12 protein-coding genes and 1 tRNA gene are annotated in these 15,899 nt (G+C 60.8%); 9 read left to right on the top strand and 4 right to left on the bottom strand.

What is annotated here, in order from left to right:
* Window positions 1-4 precede the first annotated feature (4 nt).
* Window positions 5-1,645 (bottom strand): hypothetical protein, encoded by a 1,641-nt coding sequence (locus OU993_RS23845; protein WP_268161411.1) that lies wholly within the window; start codon window positions 1,643-1,645, stop codon window positions 5-7.
* A 95-nt stretch (window positions 1,646-1,740) separates the two neighbouring features.
* Window positions 1,741-1,825, bottom strand: a tRNA-Leu gene (locus tag OU993_RS23840).
* A gap of 185 nt (window positions 1,826-2,010) precedes the next feature.
* Between OU993_RS23840 and OU993_RS23835 the strand changes: the two genes are divergently transcribed.
* Window positions 2,011-2,265 carry a hypothetical protein gene (locus tag OU993_RS23835; RefSeq protein ID WP_268161410.1) on the top strand — a complete coding sequence of 85 codons (255 nt, stop codon included), beginning with the start codon at window positions 2,011-2,013 and terminating at the stop codon, window positions 2,263-2,265.
* Window positions 2,266-2,351: 86 nt separating this feature from the next.
* Window positions 2,352-2,768, top strand: a complete 417-nt coding sequence (locus tag OU993_RS23830; protein ID WP_268161409.1) for a response regulator — start codon at window positions 2,352-2,354, stop codon at window positions 2,766-2,768.
* 68 nt (window positions 2,769-2,836) lie between these two features.
* Here the strand turns inward: OU993_RS23830 and wrbA are convergent, their stop codons facing one another.
* Window positions 2,837-3,436, bottom strand: coding sequence for an NAD(P)H:quinone oxidoreductase (wrbA, locus tag OU993_RS23825; protein WP_268161407.1), 600 nt, complete (start codon window positions 3,434-3,436; stop codon window positions 2,837-2,839).
* 240 nt (window positions 3,437-3,676) lie between these two features.
* Between wrbA and OU993_RS23820 the strand changes: the two genes are divergently transcribed.
* The 7 genes from OU993_RS23820 (at window position 3,677) to OU993_RS23790 (ending at window position 13,357) form a co-directional block, all read left to right on the top strand.
* A complete protein-coding gene (locus OU993_RS23820; protein ID WP_268161405.1) occupies window positions 3,677-4,450 on the top strand; it encodes a competence/damage-inducible protein A in 774 nt (257 codons plus the stop codon).
* Between the two features lie 121 nt (window positions 4,451-4,571).
* Window positions 4,572-5,414, top strand: a complete 843-nt coding sequence (locus OU993_RS23815; protein ID WP_268161403.1) for a universal stress protein — start codon at window positions 4,572-4,574, stop codon at window positions 5,412-5,414.
* 149 nt (window positions 5,415-5,563) lie between these two features.
* Entirely contained in the window at window positions 5,564-6,061 is a 498-nt protein-coding gene (gpt, locus tag OU993_RS23810) for a xanthine phosphoribosyltransferase (protein WP_268161402.1), read from the top strand.
* Window positions 6,062-6,502: 441 nt separating this feature from the next.
* On the top strand, window positions 6,503-8,284 hold the full coding sequence (locus tag OU993_RS23805; protein WP_268161401.1) for a methyl-accepting chemotaxis protein: 1,782 nt from the start codon (window positions 6,503-6,505) through the stop codon (window positions 8,282-8,284).
* A gap of 98 nt (window positions 8,285-8,382) precedes the next feature.
* Complete coding sequence (locus tag OU993_RS23800) at window positions 8,383-8,961, top strand: hypothetical protein (RefSeq protein WP_268161400.1); 579 nt, start codon at window positions 8,383-8,385, stop codon at window positions 8,959-8,961.
* A 250-nt stretch (window positions 8,962-9,211) separates the two neighbouring features.
* Window positions 9,212-11,065 carry an ABC transporter ATP-binding protein gene (locus tag OU993_RS23795; protein ID WP_268161398.1) on the top strand — a complete coding sequence of 618 codons (1,854 nt, stop codon included), beginning with the start codon at window positions 9,212-9,214 and terminating at the stop codon, window positions 11,063-11,065.
* Between the two features lie 126 nt (window positions 11,066-11,191).
* Window positions 11,192-13,357 (top strand): TonB-dependent siderophore receptor, encoded by a 2,166-nt coding sequence (locus OU993_RS23790; RefSeq protein ID WP_268161397.1) that lies wholly within the window; start codon window positions 11,192-11,194, stop codon window positions 13,355-13,357.
* Window positions 13,358-13,435: 78 nt separating this feature from the next.
* On the opposite strand, the gene OU993_RS23785 is transcribed toward OU993_RS23790, so the two are convergent.
* A complete protein-coding gene (locus OU993_RS23785; protein WP_268161396.1) occupies window positions 13,436-15,343 on the bottom strand; it encodes a methyl-accepting chemotaxis protein in 1,908 nt (635 codons plus the stop codon).
* Window positions 15,344-15,899 lie beyond the last annotated feature (556 nt).

The following is a 15,899-nucleotide window of genomic DNA, read 5'->3' as shown; positions in this document are numbered from 1 at the left end:
TCTGTCAGGCCGTTTCATCTTCATCAGGGTCAACGCTGTCTCCGTCGAGAACATAGCGGGGGAACTTTTTCAGCTCTTCCGCCATGTCCTCCAGCGTGGGAGTTTCATAGATGTCGCCCACGTCATCCGACTCGTGCCCACAGAACGCGAACCTGAAGCGCTTCTCCATCCCGTGTCGTGCCGCCATTCGCTTGAAGGTGTGACGCCATGCGTGGTTGGGGCTGATGTCCGGGTCGACAATTTTCACGCTGTTGCGCACCCATTCAGCCAGCTTGTTGCGAGCGATGACATACGGCTCACGAACTGGCTTTGTCGGGTCGTCGCTCGCAGCCCTCTTCTCCTTGGGATCGTAGAAAAGCGGCCCCTCGCCGGCTGATCGAGCGAACTCAAGGAAACCCATTTCGATCAGATGCTCATGGATCGGCACCTTCCGGTAGGACGCACCCTTTACCGTGCCGTCTTCCGGCGTGATGTCGATAATCCAGATCGCTCCCTCGCGACGGACACTGGTCCCTCTGAGCTGCGTCATCTCTCCCGGTCGCGATCCTGTATAGGCACACAACCACGGCACCCATCGACGTGCAGCGGCTTTTTGCGCCTTCAGACGTCCGGTTGAGGGCTCAAGTGATGCCGCCAAAATCTTCTTCCACTCTTCATCGGTGAAGGCCCTCTCCCGACGTTTCACCTTCTTTGCGGTCGCTACACGAACGCCAGCAAACGGATTCTCGCTGATCTTCCGGTTCTCCTTGAGCCAATTGAAGATGGTGACCGCTGCCGTGATCCAGATGTCATTGGCCACCTGTCCAGACCGCTTCTCGGTGACCAGAGTGTCCTTCCACTTCACCGCATCGTCAGCGGTGATAGTGGCAACATCGCGCCTGTGGAAATGGGTATTCAGTCCGAGGAAGACGCTTCTCCAGCGGTCCACCGTTGCGGGTGCCGGCTGACGCTCCTTGACCCACGCTTCAAATGCCTGCCAGCAATCCAGACCAGCCAGCTTCTGCCCTCTGGTTGGCGTGTGAGCGGATGCCAGGGCGAAACGTGCCAGCCTCTCGTCAGGCGAAAAGTCTCCCCCAGCACGACGACGAAGCAAACCAAAGGCAGCTGGCAGCTCCAGCTCAAGGACATCGAGGAAGGCGCTGCGTGTCTCAATGTCCAGCTTCTGCGAATGCTCCGCGAGGAACGTCTCCACCTTCCCCATCTCGACGAGCTTGGCGTGAATGTGTCGTTTCGCGGCTGCACCGATCGTGTCGCGACCCTCACCGGGAAAGCCGATGTTGAAGCGATCATAGACAGCCGTCAGCATCTCGTCGCGAGAGTCCCAGTCCTCCGGTTCTCCCGGCTCGTCACTGTGCTGGTCAACGAACCACGCGTACCATTGCCCTGATAGGGCACTGATCTTCCGAGGCGTCAGACGGATTTCGCTGTCAGCCGCCTTCGCCCTGAGCGCTTCGATTCTGCTGGTGATCTCAGCATCCCAATCCCTGAAGTCGGCCTTGGCATGTCCCTGAGGCAGAGATGAGGATCGACGGAAGCGCTCCTCTCGACGCACTTTATAGGCTGCCTGATAGGCTTCACGGACATCAGCGGGAATCGCTTTTCTGGCGAACCAATCTCCGTTTGTGGCTTTGCTCAACGTCGTCATCTGAACCATGCTTTGTAGCGCCCTTTGTAGCGATGGGCGTCTGAAAAGCTTTGATATCAATCAACAATCTGAAACTACAAGGGTTTTCTTTGTAGTGGTGCGGACGACGGGGGTCGAACCCGTATACCCGAAGGTGAGGGATTTTAAGTCCCTTGCGTCTACCAGTTTCGCCACGTCCGCAATCGAGGGCCTTATTCAGCAGGTTGCGCAAAAAATGCAAGGGCATGTTGCACAAGAATCGTTCGGCCCGCCTTGATGACGGCAGGCCGCAGCACGACATCTGTCGTCGCAATCAACGATTGACCCGGTCGGGAACCCGCTCCTTGCCTGCCCGTTATCCCACGTCCAGAAAGAGGACCAGATCCATGAAGACGCTCATTGCAGCCGCCCTTGCCGGTGTTCTGCTTGCAGGCTGCACCACACCCCAGGTCGAGCCCATTCCGGGCAGCATCACCTATGGTGGCCAGCCGCGCACGAAACTGACGAAGTCACCGGCAGGCAGCCTTCTCACCCATCAGTTCTACAGCGACGGTCGGGTGGCGATCGAGACCTATGTGCTTCAGCCGGACCGCTCGCTGAAATTGATCGACCGCCGGTTCAGGCCGATCTGGGAACGGTGAGCGGGCCGTCGCGATCGGTACGTTAACAACCATTGCCACCGCTCGCGGGCACTCTATATCCGAGCGCAAGAACAAAGGCATGGCTCGTGAAACACCGATTTCTCATCGTTGAGGACAGTCTCCTCATCGCCATGGATCTGGAAGAAGCCGTCAGCCGCGCCGGCCACGAGGTGGTGGGCATTGCGCCTGACATGCGGGTTGCCCTCAACTACGCGCCAGAGGCGGATATCGCCTTCGTCGACGTACGGCTTGCCGATGGCGAGACGGGACCGCGGCTGGCGCGGATGCTGGTGGAACGCGGGCTGCTCGTCATCTTCGTGACCGGCAATCCGATGTTGCTCGAGGGACGCGATGCGGGTGCGCTCGGCGTGATCCCGAAACCCCTCACCCATCAGGCCGCGGCCGATGTCATCGATTTTGTCATCGACTGGAAAAATGGCCGCCGACGGCAACCGCCGGCCCGTTTGCGGTTGTTCCAGCCGATCAGCTCGACATTTGCCTGACAGAACGCAGGCTGAAACGACAAAGGCGCGAACCGCGGTTCGCGCCTTTGTTTCGTCTTGTCTATCGATCAGCCGGCGAGCTTGGCGGCAAGCTTTGCCACGTGGGCGCCCTGGAAACGTGCACCCTCCAGTTCGATGGCGGAAGGCATGCGGGAACCGTCACCATTGGTGATGGTGGATGCGCCGTAGGGCGAGCAGCCCTTCACCTCTTCGGTGCCCATCTGTCCCTGGAACGCATAGGGCAGACCAGCCACGACCATGCCATGATGCAGGAAGGTCGGGATGAAGGAGAGGATGGTGGATTCCTGGCCGCCGTGCTGGGTGGCGGTCGAGGTGAAGACCGAGCCGAGCTTGCCGATCAGCTTGCCCTGGAACCACAGGCCGCCCGTCTGGTCCCAGAAGTTGCGCATCTGCGAGGCAACCGTGCCGAAGCGGGTACCAGCGCCGACGATGATCGCGTCATAGTCCAGCAGGTCATCGACCTTGGCGACCGGTGCGGCCTGGTCCATCTTGTAGTGCGATGCCTTGGCGACCTCTTCCGGCACCAGTTCGGGAACGCGCATGACGGTGACATCCGCGCCTTCGGCTTTGGCGCCTTCGGCAACGGCATAAGCCATCGTCTCGATGTGACCATAGGTGGAATGATAAAGAACCAGAACCTTTGCCATGTCTCTCTCCGTTGAATGACGCGGCCCGACAGGTGCCTGCGTTGCGAGAAGAGATTTATGCATAATCTCGAAAGTTGCCAGTGCCCAACTCGCGCACGCACTGTTCATCATCCACGAACGACCGATCCAAATCGGTCACAAATCCGTAACAACCGAACACCACCGAAGTCTGCTTCCGGGACGACGGAATTTGGCTTAAAGCACGGGTGGCAGACCGCATTGTCCTGAAGAGGGGTTCCCATGACATCCGAGATCGTGACCGCCGCCATTCTTGCCATCGGCGACGAGCTTCTCTCCGGCCGCACCAAGGACAAGAACATTGGCCATCTGGCGGATGTTCTTCTGTTGGCCGGCATCGATCTGAAGGAAGTCCGCATCGTGGCGGACGAGGAGGAGGCGATCGTCGAAGCGCTGAATGCGCTGCGCGCCCGCTACACCTACGTCTTTACCTCCGGCGGCATCGGGCCGACGCATGACGACATCACGGCCGATGCCGTCTCGAAAGCCTTCGGCCTGCCCTGCGAACACGATGCCGAGGCCATGCGGCTTCTCGGCGACATGTATGCGCGCCGCGAGATGGAGTTTACCGAAGCCCGCCAGCGCATGGCGCGCATGCCGCGCGGTGCCCGTCACATTCCCAATCCCGTCTCCACGGCACCGGGCTTCATCGTCGAGAATGTCTATGTGATGGCGGGCGTGCCGCAGGTCTTTCAGGCAATGGTCGACAATATCCTGCCGGACCTGAAGACCGGCAGCCGGATGCTGACCCGGGCGCTCCCCTGCCCGTACGGCGAAGGTGATATCGGAATACTGCTCGGCGCGATCCAGAAGGCGCATCCTGAGACCAGCATCGGCTCGTATCCGAAATATGACGGACAGCGGTTTTCGACCGAACTTGTGGTGCGCGCCCGCGAACAGGTCGCCCTCGAGGCGGCGACGGATGCCATTCTTGCGATGATCGCCGAGATCACCGCCGCCAAGGCGGCAGCAAGCAATCCCGGGCCGGAGGCCTGATGACGGGCGCCGAGCGAAAATCTGAGGCTCGCCTTGTGTCTTGACCCATCTCAAAGACCTCCCATGTCTTGAAGGAGATGATGCATCATCATCTTCCGGCATGCACTGAGGAGTGACCGCCATGGGCTACAGGACGATCGTCGCCATTCTGGACAGCGAACACAATGCGAGGCCGATCAGCGATTTTGCGGCGGCGCTCGGGCGCCAGTTTTCGGCGCATGTCGTCGGTCTGCATGCGGAGACGCTGGCCACCATCCCGCTGATTGCGCCGATGGAGATCCCCGATCCGACGGCGGTCGAAGCCCTGCAGAAGGCAGCGCAGGCCGAGAGCACGCGCATCGAAGACATTTTTCGGACCCGGATGGAGCCGGAAGGGCTCTCTTATGAATTCCGACGTTACGTCTCATCCGCCGGTTACGGTTCCGACAGCGTGCTGGAATGCGTCAGAGCAAGCGACCTGATCATCGCCTACCAGACCGACGAGCGCACCGGAGCCGATAACAGCGCCAGCCTGGAGACGCTGTTGTTCGAAAGCGGTCGTCCGCTGCTTCTCGTGCCGCATGTGATGATGGAGGCGCAGCCGATCCGCCGCGCGCTGATCGCCTGGAACGGATCGAAGGAGGCGACGCGCGCCGCCTTCGACGCACTTCCGTTCCTGAAGTCCGTCGAGAGCGTCGAGATCTTTTCCGTCGATCCGCCGGGCATGCCGCGCCAGGCGCCGGAGCTTGCCGGCACCGATCTGGCCGCAGCTCTCTCCCGTCATGGCATCCACGTCAACCTGCGCACCGAAGAGAACTGCCAGATCCCGACGGCTGCCGCGATCGAGAACCGTCTGACCGAGGAAGGTGTCGATCTTCTCGTCATGGGCGGTTATGGCAATTCCCGCTGGTGGGAGATGCTGTTTGGCGGCGTGACCCGCAGCGTTCTTGAAAGCATGACGGCGGTGACACTGCTATCGCGGTGAACATTCACCGTGCCGCTTGCCTAATCCGATGACTTGCCGCTAATAGCAACGGCCAACGGACCTCGCGTGGAACACGCGTGGCCCGCGGGCTGCTCCGCATCCTCGGCGCGCCCTTTTTTTTTCGTTTCCGCGCCGTCTGGAGCCCACGCATGTCTCTACCCGATAAAGCCTTTCCCGTTTCCTGGGATCAGTTCCACCGTGATGCCCGGGCGCTGGCCTGGCGTCTTGCCGGCCTTGGCCGGGATTTCCGCGCCATCGTCTGTATCACCCGCGGCGGACTGGTTCCGGCGGCGATCATCTCGCGCGAACTCAACATCCGCCTGATCGACACGGTCTGCGTCGCCTCCTACCACGACTATGTCAACCAGGGTGAATTCCACCTTCTGAAGGGCATTGCGCCGGAACTGACCGCCAACGAGGGCGACGGCGTGCTCGTCATCGACGACCTGACCGATACCGGCAAGACCGCGTCCGAAGTCCGCACGCTGATGCCGAAGGCGCATTTCGCCTGCGTCTACGCCAAACCGAAGGGCGTGCCGACCATCGATACCTTCATCACCGAAGTCTCGCAGGACACCTGGATCTATTTCCCCTGGGACATGGGGTTCACCTATCAGGAACCGATTGCCAAGGGACACAAGGGCTGAGAAGGCCTTGCGGGCAAGCGGAATGGCACCCATCAGTGCCGGACCACCGCCTTGCCGTCCCCGCCGCCCCCCCCCAAAAAAGGTCCGTCGTTGTCGTGACGACGGGCCTTTTCACGGTAGGTTTGCTGACCGCATCACACGTCATGCTGGCATCACGAGCGGCCGCCTGCTCCAGCGCCAGAACATCCAAGGATTGACCGTTGGAATGTGCGGACAATTCTGGATGTAGTCCGTCTCCAGCCCCACCGTTTGCGGCTTTGCCCTAGCAAAACACATAGACGGAAGTTGATTGATTTATTTTAATATTTTGTAATGTACTAATATTATGAAGGAAATGCGTCACTGCATTTTGGCTGCAGAGCGGACCATGAGGGACCCATCCTGATCGCATAGAACCGTGAGGGGGATCGCTGTTCAGCGATCCATGGAGTGAGGGTATCCATGCTGCGTTCTATCAAGTCAATTTCGCTGACAGCCAAGCTGTCGGCGATCATTGTCACCATCAACCTTCTCGGTGTAGCGGGTCTTGCCGTGGTGACCTGGAGCAACGAAAGTAAGGCCATGCTGTCCATGGTGTCCGGCAATTGGAGCAAGGACACCGCCCAGTTCGCGACATTGGCCGCCGGCGGCGTCAAATGGGGCAAGTCCGAGGTGGTGGCCGATGCCTATGCGCTCTATCGCGACAATCCGGCGCTCAATCTGGTGCAGTTTGCGGCCTTTGGTGCCGATCTGAAGCCGGTCAACAGCTGGAACCGGTCCGAGGTCGCAGGCCTTCCCGCCGACGCGACCATTGCTCAGGCGGCCGGAACGAAGCCGGACAAGACCATGGTCATCGATACCGGCGCGGATAGCCATTATGTGACGATCGCCGCGCCGCTGCCGGCCGACAAAAGCGGCAAGCCGACCGGTTACGTTGTCACGACCTGGACGGCAGGGCCGATTCTTGAGCAGATCCGTATGCAGGTGCTGACATCGGTCGCGCTTGAATCGGCGGTCATCCTGATAGCGATCATCGCCTTCATCGCCACGATGAGGCGCATGGTGGGACAACCGCTGAACCAGCTCAGCAACCGGATTACCGGCCTGCAGAGCGGAGACCTGCAGTCACCTGTCGTCTTCCAGCAAAAGGGTGACGAGATCGGTTTTCTGGCACGCGCCATCGAAGGGTTTCGCCGGGACGCCATCGAACAACAGGCCCAGCGGCGGCTCGCCGAAGAACAGCAGGAAACCATCAGCAGTGAACGCACCCGTAACGCCCGTCTGGCCGAAGACAATGCCGCGACCCAGGCGCGCATCATGTCCCGCGTCGGTGCAGCACTGGAGCGGCTGGCTGCCGGCGATCTGAACACGCAGCTGGAAGATCTCGGACCGGGTTTCGACAAACTCCAGCTGGATTTCAACCGGATGGTCCAGTCCATCGCAGCCACCATCACCGAAATCAAGGGCGCCGCCCGGACGGTGGAATCCGGGGCGGTGGAACTCTCCGGTCAGGCCGAACAGCTGGCGCGCCGCACGGAACAGCAGGCCGCAGCGCTTGAGGAAACGGCAGCGGCGCTCGACGAGGTGACGGTCACCGTCAGCACCTCCTCCCACAATGCCGCCGCAACCGGAGCCATGGTCGGCGACGCCAAATCGGAAGCAGCGCATTCGGCCCAGGTCGTGCGCAATGCCATCGGCGCCATGACACGCATCCAGCATTCGTCGTCCCAGATCGGCCAGATCATCGGGGTGATCGATGAAATCGCCTTCCAGACGAACCTCCTGGCGCTGAACGCCGGCGTGGAGGCAGCCCGCGCAGGCGAGGCCGGCAAGGGTTTTGCCGTCGTCGCCCAGGAGGTGCGCGAACTGGCGCAACGTTCCGCCAATGCGGCAAAAGAGATCAAGCAGCTCATTCAGGTGTCCAACAGCGAGGTGACCAGCGGCGTGCAGCTGGTGAACCAGACCGGCGATGCCCTGCTGAAGATCGAAGAGCACATCACCAAGATCGCCGATGGCATTGTCGATATCGTCGAATCCTACCGGCAGCAGGCGTCCGGGCTTCAGGAAATCAACGCCAGCATCAACAGCATGGATCAAACCACACAGCAGAATGCGGCCATGGTGGAAGAGGTCAGCGCCGCCTCACACGACCTCCTGTCCCAGAGCCGCATCATGCAGAACGCATCCGACCGCTTCCAGCTTGAGCATGCGATCGGTGTCCAGCCTGAGCGTCGCGTCGCGTAACCATGCCTTGCATGTCGATGCCTGCGCGGGGGGACCGGCGCGGCGGGTTTGGCAAAATGGTCCCGAAAACGCGCCCTTATTCTTGAGAGGAACACCCCATGAAATATCTGCGTAACTGCTTCACCGCAGCCGCCATACTTGCCCTGTCCCATCAGGTGAGCTTTGCCGAGGAGGCGCATGTGGCGCCGGTGACGGACTATGTGAAGACCAACGTCGCATCCTGGGTCAACGATCCGGTGATCGTCAACGCCATCAAGGCGCAGAACAGCAAACATGCCGCACTCGGCGAGGCCGAGATCATCGCCCTCGACAAGAAGTGGCGGGCCGAGGTCGACGGGGCCGACAAGCCCCTGATCACCGAAACACTTGGCAATGCCGTCTCGGCCTTCCTGAAAGAGAAGCAGGCGGCCTCTGCCGGTGCCATTTCCGAGGTCTTCGTCATGGACAACAAGGGCCTGAACGTCGGGCAGAGCGATGTCACCTCCGACTATTGGCAGGGTGACGAAGCCAAGTTCAAGAAGAGCTTCGGGGCAGGCAAGGATGCGCTGTTCGTCGATGGTGCCGAAAAGGACGAATCGACCCAGGCGCTCCAGTCGCAGGCGTCCATGACGATCAGCGACGAGACTGGCGCCCCGATCGGTGCTATCACCATCGGCGTCAATCTCGACGCGCTCTGAGCGGCAGTTTTCCGCATCCCCTGCCGGCCGCCCCTTCCGGGCGGCCATTTTCGTTGGCGACCAATGGCTTGACCGGGAAAGCCCCTCTCCGCCTCGCAATTTCCGTCACCGTCGAACCGGACACATGCTCAATTTTTGATGGCGCGCGGCCATGGAAGATGCTCCACTGACGTTCGATTGCGTGTTGCGTCCGATGTTCCTGCCTTTTCCAGACGATCCCTTTCTGCAAACGCTTCCCGACAAATAGCCCATGACGATTTCCGACAGCATCTACCGCCCCTTCGAACGGATGATCCGGCCGCTGGAGATTCCCTATCGTCCGATGCCAAGCCGGGGCCCGCTTTCGGTTCTCTTTCATTTCATCCGGATGTTTCGCGGCGCGATCATCGCAATGGCGCTCACCTCGATGATGGTCGAGGCCATCAACCTGTCGATCATCTGGGGTCTTTCGGTGATCGTCGATGGCGTGACATCGCAGGGCGTCGAGGCGTTCGTCGACCAGCGTTTCTGGCTTCTGGCAGGTCTCGCCTTCCTGATCTTCCCGGTTCTGCCGATTGCCTTCTACATCACCAATATCCTGAACTCCCACACCATTGGCATCAGCTTGCCGATCGCCATCCAGTGGCAGGGGCACAAGGCGGTGGAACGGCAGGATCTTGCCTTCTTTCACGACCTCTTCGCCGGCCAGGTGGCTTCGCGCCTGAACCAGGTTGCCAATGCGGTTCAGCAGCAGATCCTGATCGCCTTCCAGACGGCGCCGCGCTTTCTGCTGCAGATCGTCGGCTCGATCGCTCTCTTGCTCAGCATGTCCTGGCACCTTGCCCTGCCGGTCGCCGTCTGGGTGGCAGCAAGCGTCCTCTATACGGTTAAGGTGGTGCCGGAATTTTCCGCCCGCGGCAGCCGCTCGGCAAAACAGAACAGTCTCGTCTCCGGCGCCATGACCGATGTCTACGGCAATATCCAGATGGTGAAACAGTTTGCCGCCGAAGACAGCGAGGCGGGCGCGCTTGGCCGGACCATGGAGAAGGCCGTTTCCACCATGCATCACGAGCAGCGTGCCTATCGAACGTCGGAACTGGTGATCATCACCGCCAACATGGCGCTCTGGCTCTCGATGCTCGGCATCGGCTTCTGGGGCCTCTATGACAAATTCCTGACCGTCGGCGATTTCGTCGCCGCCGTCTACATCCTGCAACGGCTTTCGGCGGGATCCTTCAACTTCATCCAGATGGGCCAGCAACTGTTCAAGACGCTCGGCACGATCAGGGACGCCATGCCGGTGATGACGACGCCGCCGACCATCGTCGACCGGCCGGGCGCTCAGGACCTGTGCGTCACGCGCGGCGAGATCCGCTTCGACCATGTCCGTTATGCCTATACGAGCGGGCGGTCGGTCATCGACGATGTCTCGCTGACGATCCGGCCGGGCGAGAAGGTTGGGCTTGTCGGCCTTTCCGGCGCGGGCAAGACGACGCTCGTCAACCTGCTGCTGCGTTTCTACGAGATCGATTCGGGTGCCATCCTTGTGGATGGCCAGGACATTCGCGACGTCACGCAGGCAAGCCTGCGCCGGAATATCGGCGTCATTGCCCAGGATGTCGCGTTGCTCCACCGCTCCGTCGCCGACAATATCCGCTACGGGCGCGCCAACGCCACTGAGGCCGAGATCGAGGCCGCCGCCCGCGCCGCACAGGCGGATGCCTTCATCGCCGATCTGAGCGACAAGGAGGGCCGAGCGGGTTATGAGGCCTTTGTCGGCGACCGCGGCATCAAGCTTTCCGGTGGCCAGCGTCAGCGCGTCGCCATTGCCCGCGTCCTGTTGAAGGATGCGCCGATCCTGGTGCTGGACGAGGCAACCTCTGCCCTCGACAGCGAAGCGGAGGCCGCCATCCAGCAGCAGCTCGACCGAATCATGCAGGGCAAGACGGTGGTTGCGATTGCCCACCGGCTCTCCACCATCGCCCGGATGGACCGGATCGTCGTGCTGGACAAGGGGCGGATCATCGAGGAAGGTGCTCCCGGCGACCTTACCCAAGGCGACGGACTTTATGCCCGCCTGTGGCGGCGCCAGACCGGCGGTTTCATCCCGGAAACGATCGACTGAATTTCGACAGGAAAACGGCAAGTGCGGCATATCTGCACTTGCACGGCTCACTTTTTGTTGATTTAAACGCTCAAGTTAATTTTTAGAACAGAGCCGTACTGGCTTGCATTGGACCGGGAGCCTTTCATGTCCAAACCCTTGCGTATGCGCAGATTTCCCCATCATTTTTCATTGGCACGCCTTCTGTTTGCGACCACTGCCCTGGCCGGTCTTGCCGGTTTGACCGGTGCCGCGCTTGCCCAGGACGCCACCCAGAGCGACAGCGAAACGACCGTGCTGCCGACGGTTCTGATCCAGGGCTCGACCTACGAGACGGAAACCACGAACAGCTACACGACCGACCTCATCAGCGTCGGCGACAAGGATACGCGCCCGCTGCGGGAGATCCCGCAATCCACCACCGTGCTGACGCGCGAAAGGCTTCGCGACGGCAACTACACCTCGCTCGATACGGCACTGAAAGAAACGCCCGGCGTCGTGGTTCTCACCAATGATGACGGCCGCTCCAGCCTGTATTCGCGCGGCTTCGAATTCGACAACCTCTACCTCAACGGCCTGCCGACACCGATTTCGAGCATCAACGGCACGCAGCCGGACATGGTCACCGTCGACCACGTGGAAATCCTGCGCGGTCCCTCCGGGCTGTTCGGCGGCACGGGCGAACCGAGCGGCGCGATCAACATGCGCCTGAAGCAGGCCTCTGACGAATACAAGGCCAGCATCGACACGATCGTCGGCTCCTTCGACAATCGCCGCATCGAGGGCGATATCACCGGCCCGCTCGTCGAAAGCGGCGAAGTGCGCGGCCGCCTGGTCGGCGCTTATGGCACCAAAGGCAGCTTCATCGACAATGTCGACAACAAGGTCGGCGTGATCTACGGCACGCTGCAGGCGGATGTGACCGACAACACGACGGCAACCGTTTCCATCAGCCACCACGAGCGCGACATCACCCCGTTCAACGGACTGCCGACGCTGTCGAACGGAACGCTGCTCAACCTGGACCGCTCGACCTTCACCGGTGCCGACTGGAACTACTTCGACAACAATGTCACCAATTACATCGCCGAGATCGAGCATCGCTTCGAGGATGGCGGACACGCAAAAATCTCCGCGCTCTATTCGCATGTGGATGTGGATTTCCTCTACGCCTATGCCGCCGGCGCAGCCAATTCCGCCGGGGTCGTGACCAGCGGAACCCGCTGGCTGGCCCGCGACTATACCGAGGATTCCTTCGCCCTCGATGCGCATATCAGCCGGCCGTTCGAACTGTTCGGCTTGGAAAACAACATCATCGCCGGCGTCGATTATCGCGGCACCGACAGCACGCTCTATACGGCGACCGGTGTCATCAGCGGCGCGCAGAGCCTCTACAACTGGAATACCCATCTTGCCCGGCCGACCGTCACCTACGGCTCTCCCACCGAGACACAATCGCGCCAGGGCGGTGTCTACGGCCAGTGGCGCATCAAGCCGGTCGACAAGCTGACGCTGATCGCCGGCGGCCGCTTCAGCTGGTACGATGCGGAGACCGGTTCGAGCGAGGTGAACGTCAACGGCGAGTTCACGCCCTATGCCGGCATCACCTATGATCTGACGGATTGGCTGACCGCCTATGGCAGCTATACCGAGATCTTCCAGCCGCAGTCTGTCACCGATGTTTCCGGCAATATCCTCGACCCGCGTACCGGCGAACAGTATGAACTCGGCTTCAAGGCGGATCTGTTTGAAAATGTCAACGCGACGCTGGCCTACTTCAACCTGAAGGACAAGAACCGCGCCGTCAGCGACCCCAGCAATACGGGCTATTATCTCGCCAATGGCGAGGCAAACCTGCAGGGGATCGAGCTGGAAATTTCCGGCACGATCATCGACAACTGGGAAGCGACCGCCGCCTACACCTATACCGACACGGAATTCAAGAACACGACGCGTGCCGCCGGTTCGGAATTCTACACGCCGGAACACATGGTGCAGGTCTGGACCAAATACACATTCGACGACCGCACGCCCGTCCTCGACGGCTTCTTCATCGGTGGTGGCCTGAAGGTGTTCAGCTCCTTCAAGAACGTGTCCCGGACCGCTGCCGGTGGTGCGACCACCATCGAAGCACCCGGTTACGGCGTGGTCGATCTGCAGGCCGGTTACAAGTTCAACGAACATGTCACCGCAAGCCTCACCGTCAACAATGTCTTCGACAAGAAGTATTACGAGCGCGTCGGCGGCACCTCGGTGTTCAACTTCTACGGTGAACCGCGCAGCGTCGTCTTCCGTCTCGGCACGACGTTCTGATCGTCAGACATACTCCTCTGAAATGCATGAAGCCCGCCAATGGCGGGCTTCGTTCATTAAGCAAAGGACTTGCCGTTGTCAGGCGGCCGTGCGGTAGGTCTGCCCGCCGGAGCCGGAACCGCTGAGGCGGAACTTCGACAGGGTCTCGCTGAGCTGACGGCTTTCGGAGGCGAGTACCTGGCTTGCCGCCGTCGTCTCCTCCACCATCGCGGCATTCTGCTGCGTCATCTGGTCCATGTGGTTGACGGAGGTGTTGATCTCGCCGAGTGCTGCCGACTGTTCGGAGGCGGCACGGGCGATCATCACCACCTGGTCGTTGACGCGGTTGACGAAGCTTTCTATCTCCTTCAGCGCCTCGCCGGTCGACAGGACGAGCGACACACCACCCTTCACTTCGTCGGCCGAGGCATTGATCAGCGCCTTGATTTCCTTCGCGGCGTTTGCGGAACGTTGCGCGAGTTCGCGCACTTCCTGGGCGACGACGGCGAAACCGCGACCGGCCTCACCGGCACGGGCTGCCTCGACGCCGGCATTCAGCGCCAGCAGGTTGGTCTGGAAAGCGATTTCGTCGATGACGGAGATGATCTGGCTGATCTTCTGCGACGACTGTTCGATCCGCTCCATGGCATCGATCGCATCCTTGACGATGCCGCCGGAACGGCCGGCGCTGACCTTGGTATCGCCGACAAGCTTTGTCGCCTCGTTGGCGCGGTCGGTCGACATGCGCACCGTGGTGGTGATCTCCTCGAGTGCTGCAGCCGTTTCTTCAAGCGCTGCCGCCTGCTGTTCGGTACGACGCGACAGCTGGTTGGCGGCAGACGACAGTTCGCCAGAATTGTCGGAAATCGTGCCGGCCGCGGCGCGGACGTCTTCCATCGTGGCGCGCAGCGTTGCCATGGTGGCGTTGACGTTCTTCTGCAGTTCGGCAAAGGCGCCCTGGAACTGGCCGCGCATGTCCTGGGTCAGGTCCTGCTCGGCCAGGGCCGCAATCACGCGGCGGACTTCGTTGATGCCGCGGTCGACATTTTCCACCAGTTCGTTGACGCCGGAGGCGAAACGGGCAAGGTCCTGGTCCTCGTAGGACTTGGTGATGCGCTGGCTGAAATCGCCGGCGGCGGCGGCCGCAACGATGCCGCTGATCGAGACCTGCAGGTCCTTGCTCTGGCGATTGAGTGCCGCTTCCTGTGCTTCCATCTCGCGCATGTGGATTTCGTTGGCGCGGAAGACTTCGAGTGCGCGTGCCATCTCGCCGATCTCGTCGCTGCGGTCGGTGTCGGTCATCGCCATCTCCGAATTGCCCTTGGCCATGGCCGTCATGACGAGCGTCATGCGGCGGATCGGGTTGGCGATCTCGCGGCGGGCAATGAGCAGGCTGAGCGCCATGCCGGCAATGATGCAGACGGCGGCTGTGATGCCGAGAATGTAGACGGTGAACTGTGATTCGCTAATCGCATAATCACGCGAGTGCGAGAGCGTCTTGGCGGAATAGGTGCTGTAGACCTTCACCGCGGCGGTCACCGCCTTCTGGCCGTCCAGCGCCTTGTTCAGCGCCTCGGCCATCACCTTCGGATCCTTGCCGGCCTCGGTGCCCGCGGTCTTGACCATGGCGCGGATCGTTTCGAAATAGCCGTTGAGGCTGGTCTTGATATCGGCGAGCTGCTTCTGCTCCTCCGCATCGGCGGTGGAGGCGATCTTCGGCAACCGGTCCAACATTTCCTTGGCGCGCTTTTCGGTTTCGGCGGCAAAATCGGCAGCCTTTTCCGGGGCCAGCGCCAGCTGGTAGGTCATGCGGCTGATGGCGATGATGTCGATGCGCAGGTCCATCGCCTCGCGCGCCACTTCTTCGCGCGCACCGGTATCCTTCAGCGCCGACCCGAGCGAAAACAGGCCGTTGGTGCCGACGGCTGCAATTGCCGCTGCGGCTGCGCCCATCAGTACCACGACAAGACTGATCTTTTTCAATATCGATAGGTTGCGGATATTCATGTGCAGGCTCCAACCTCGTCACAAGGACACACGCGGCCTCCCCGACCCCTCAGGTGAAACCGCTTCCTTTGCCTGCATGCTAACGTTCGAACGTTAACATTTTGACCCAGCTTGAAACGTCAAGTGATTGCGCCGCCGTGTCGTTCTAGGATCGTCCCGTTACGGCACACATTGTGCAGGACAAGGTGAGGCTTGAGCGCCAAGCCATTGAGATGCCTTATTGATTCGCTTCTCCCCGTTTTCCACAGGCAAGAGCCACAATATCTTGTGGTTAAAAATCCATTGCAATCTACGCCTTGACGGAATCACCCGTTCGAACAAGATTGGTATTCATGTTGCGGCGGCGACTGGACCGGGAATCACGAGACCGGTTCCGACAGCGAAATCAACCACCCGCGTTCAACCGGCGGGCCTGCCATGATGGCGGCGGCCGGTGCGGGTTTCGGCGTGCCGATTTCGATCTCCCGGCGCAGCAAAGGGCTTGGTGGAAAACTGTCTTTACGCTATATTTAGTGTTTGCAGCCACGATGCCTACAAGATACAGGTCGACCATCCA

This window comes from Rhizobium sp. SL86 (assembly GCF_026672545.1).
GTDB lineage: Bacteria > Pseudomonadota > Alphaproteobacteria > Rhizobiales > Rhizobiaceae > Neorhizobium.
The sequence above is the reverse complement of the archived record's forward strand: the minus strand, read 5'-3'. Positions and strand labels throughout refer to the sequence as shown.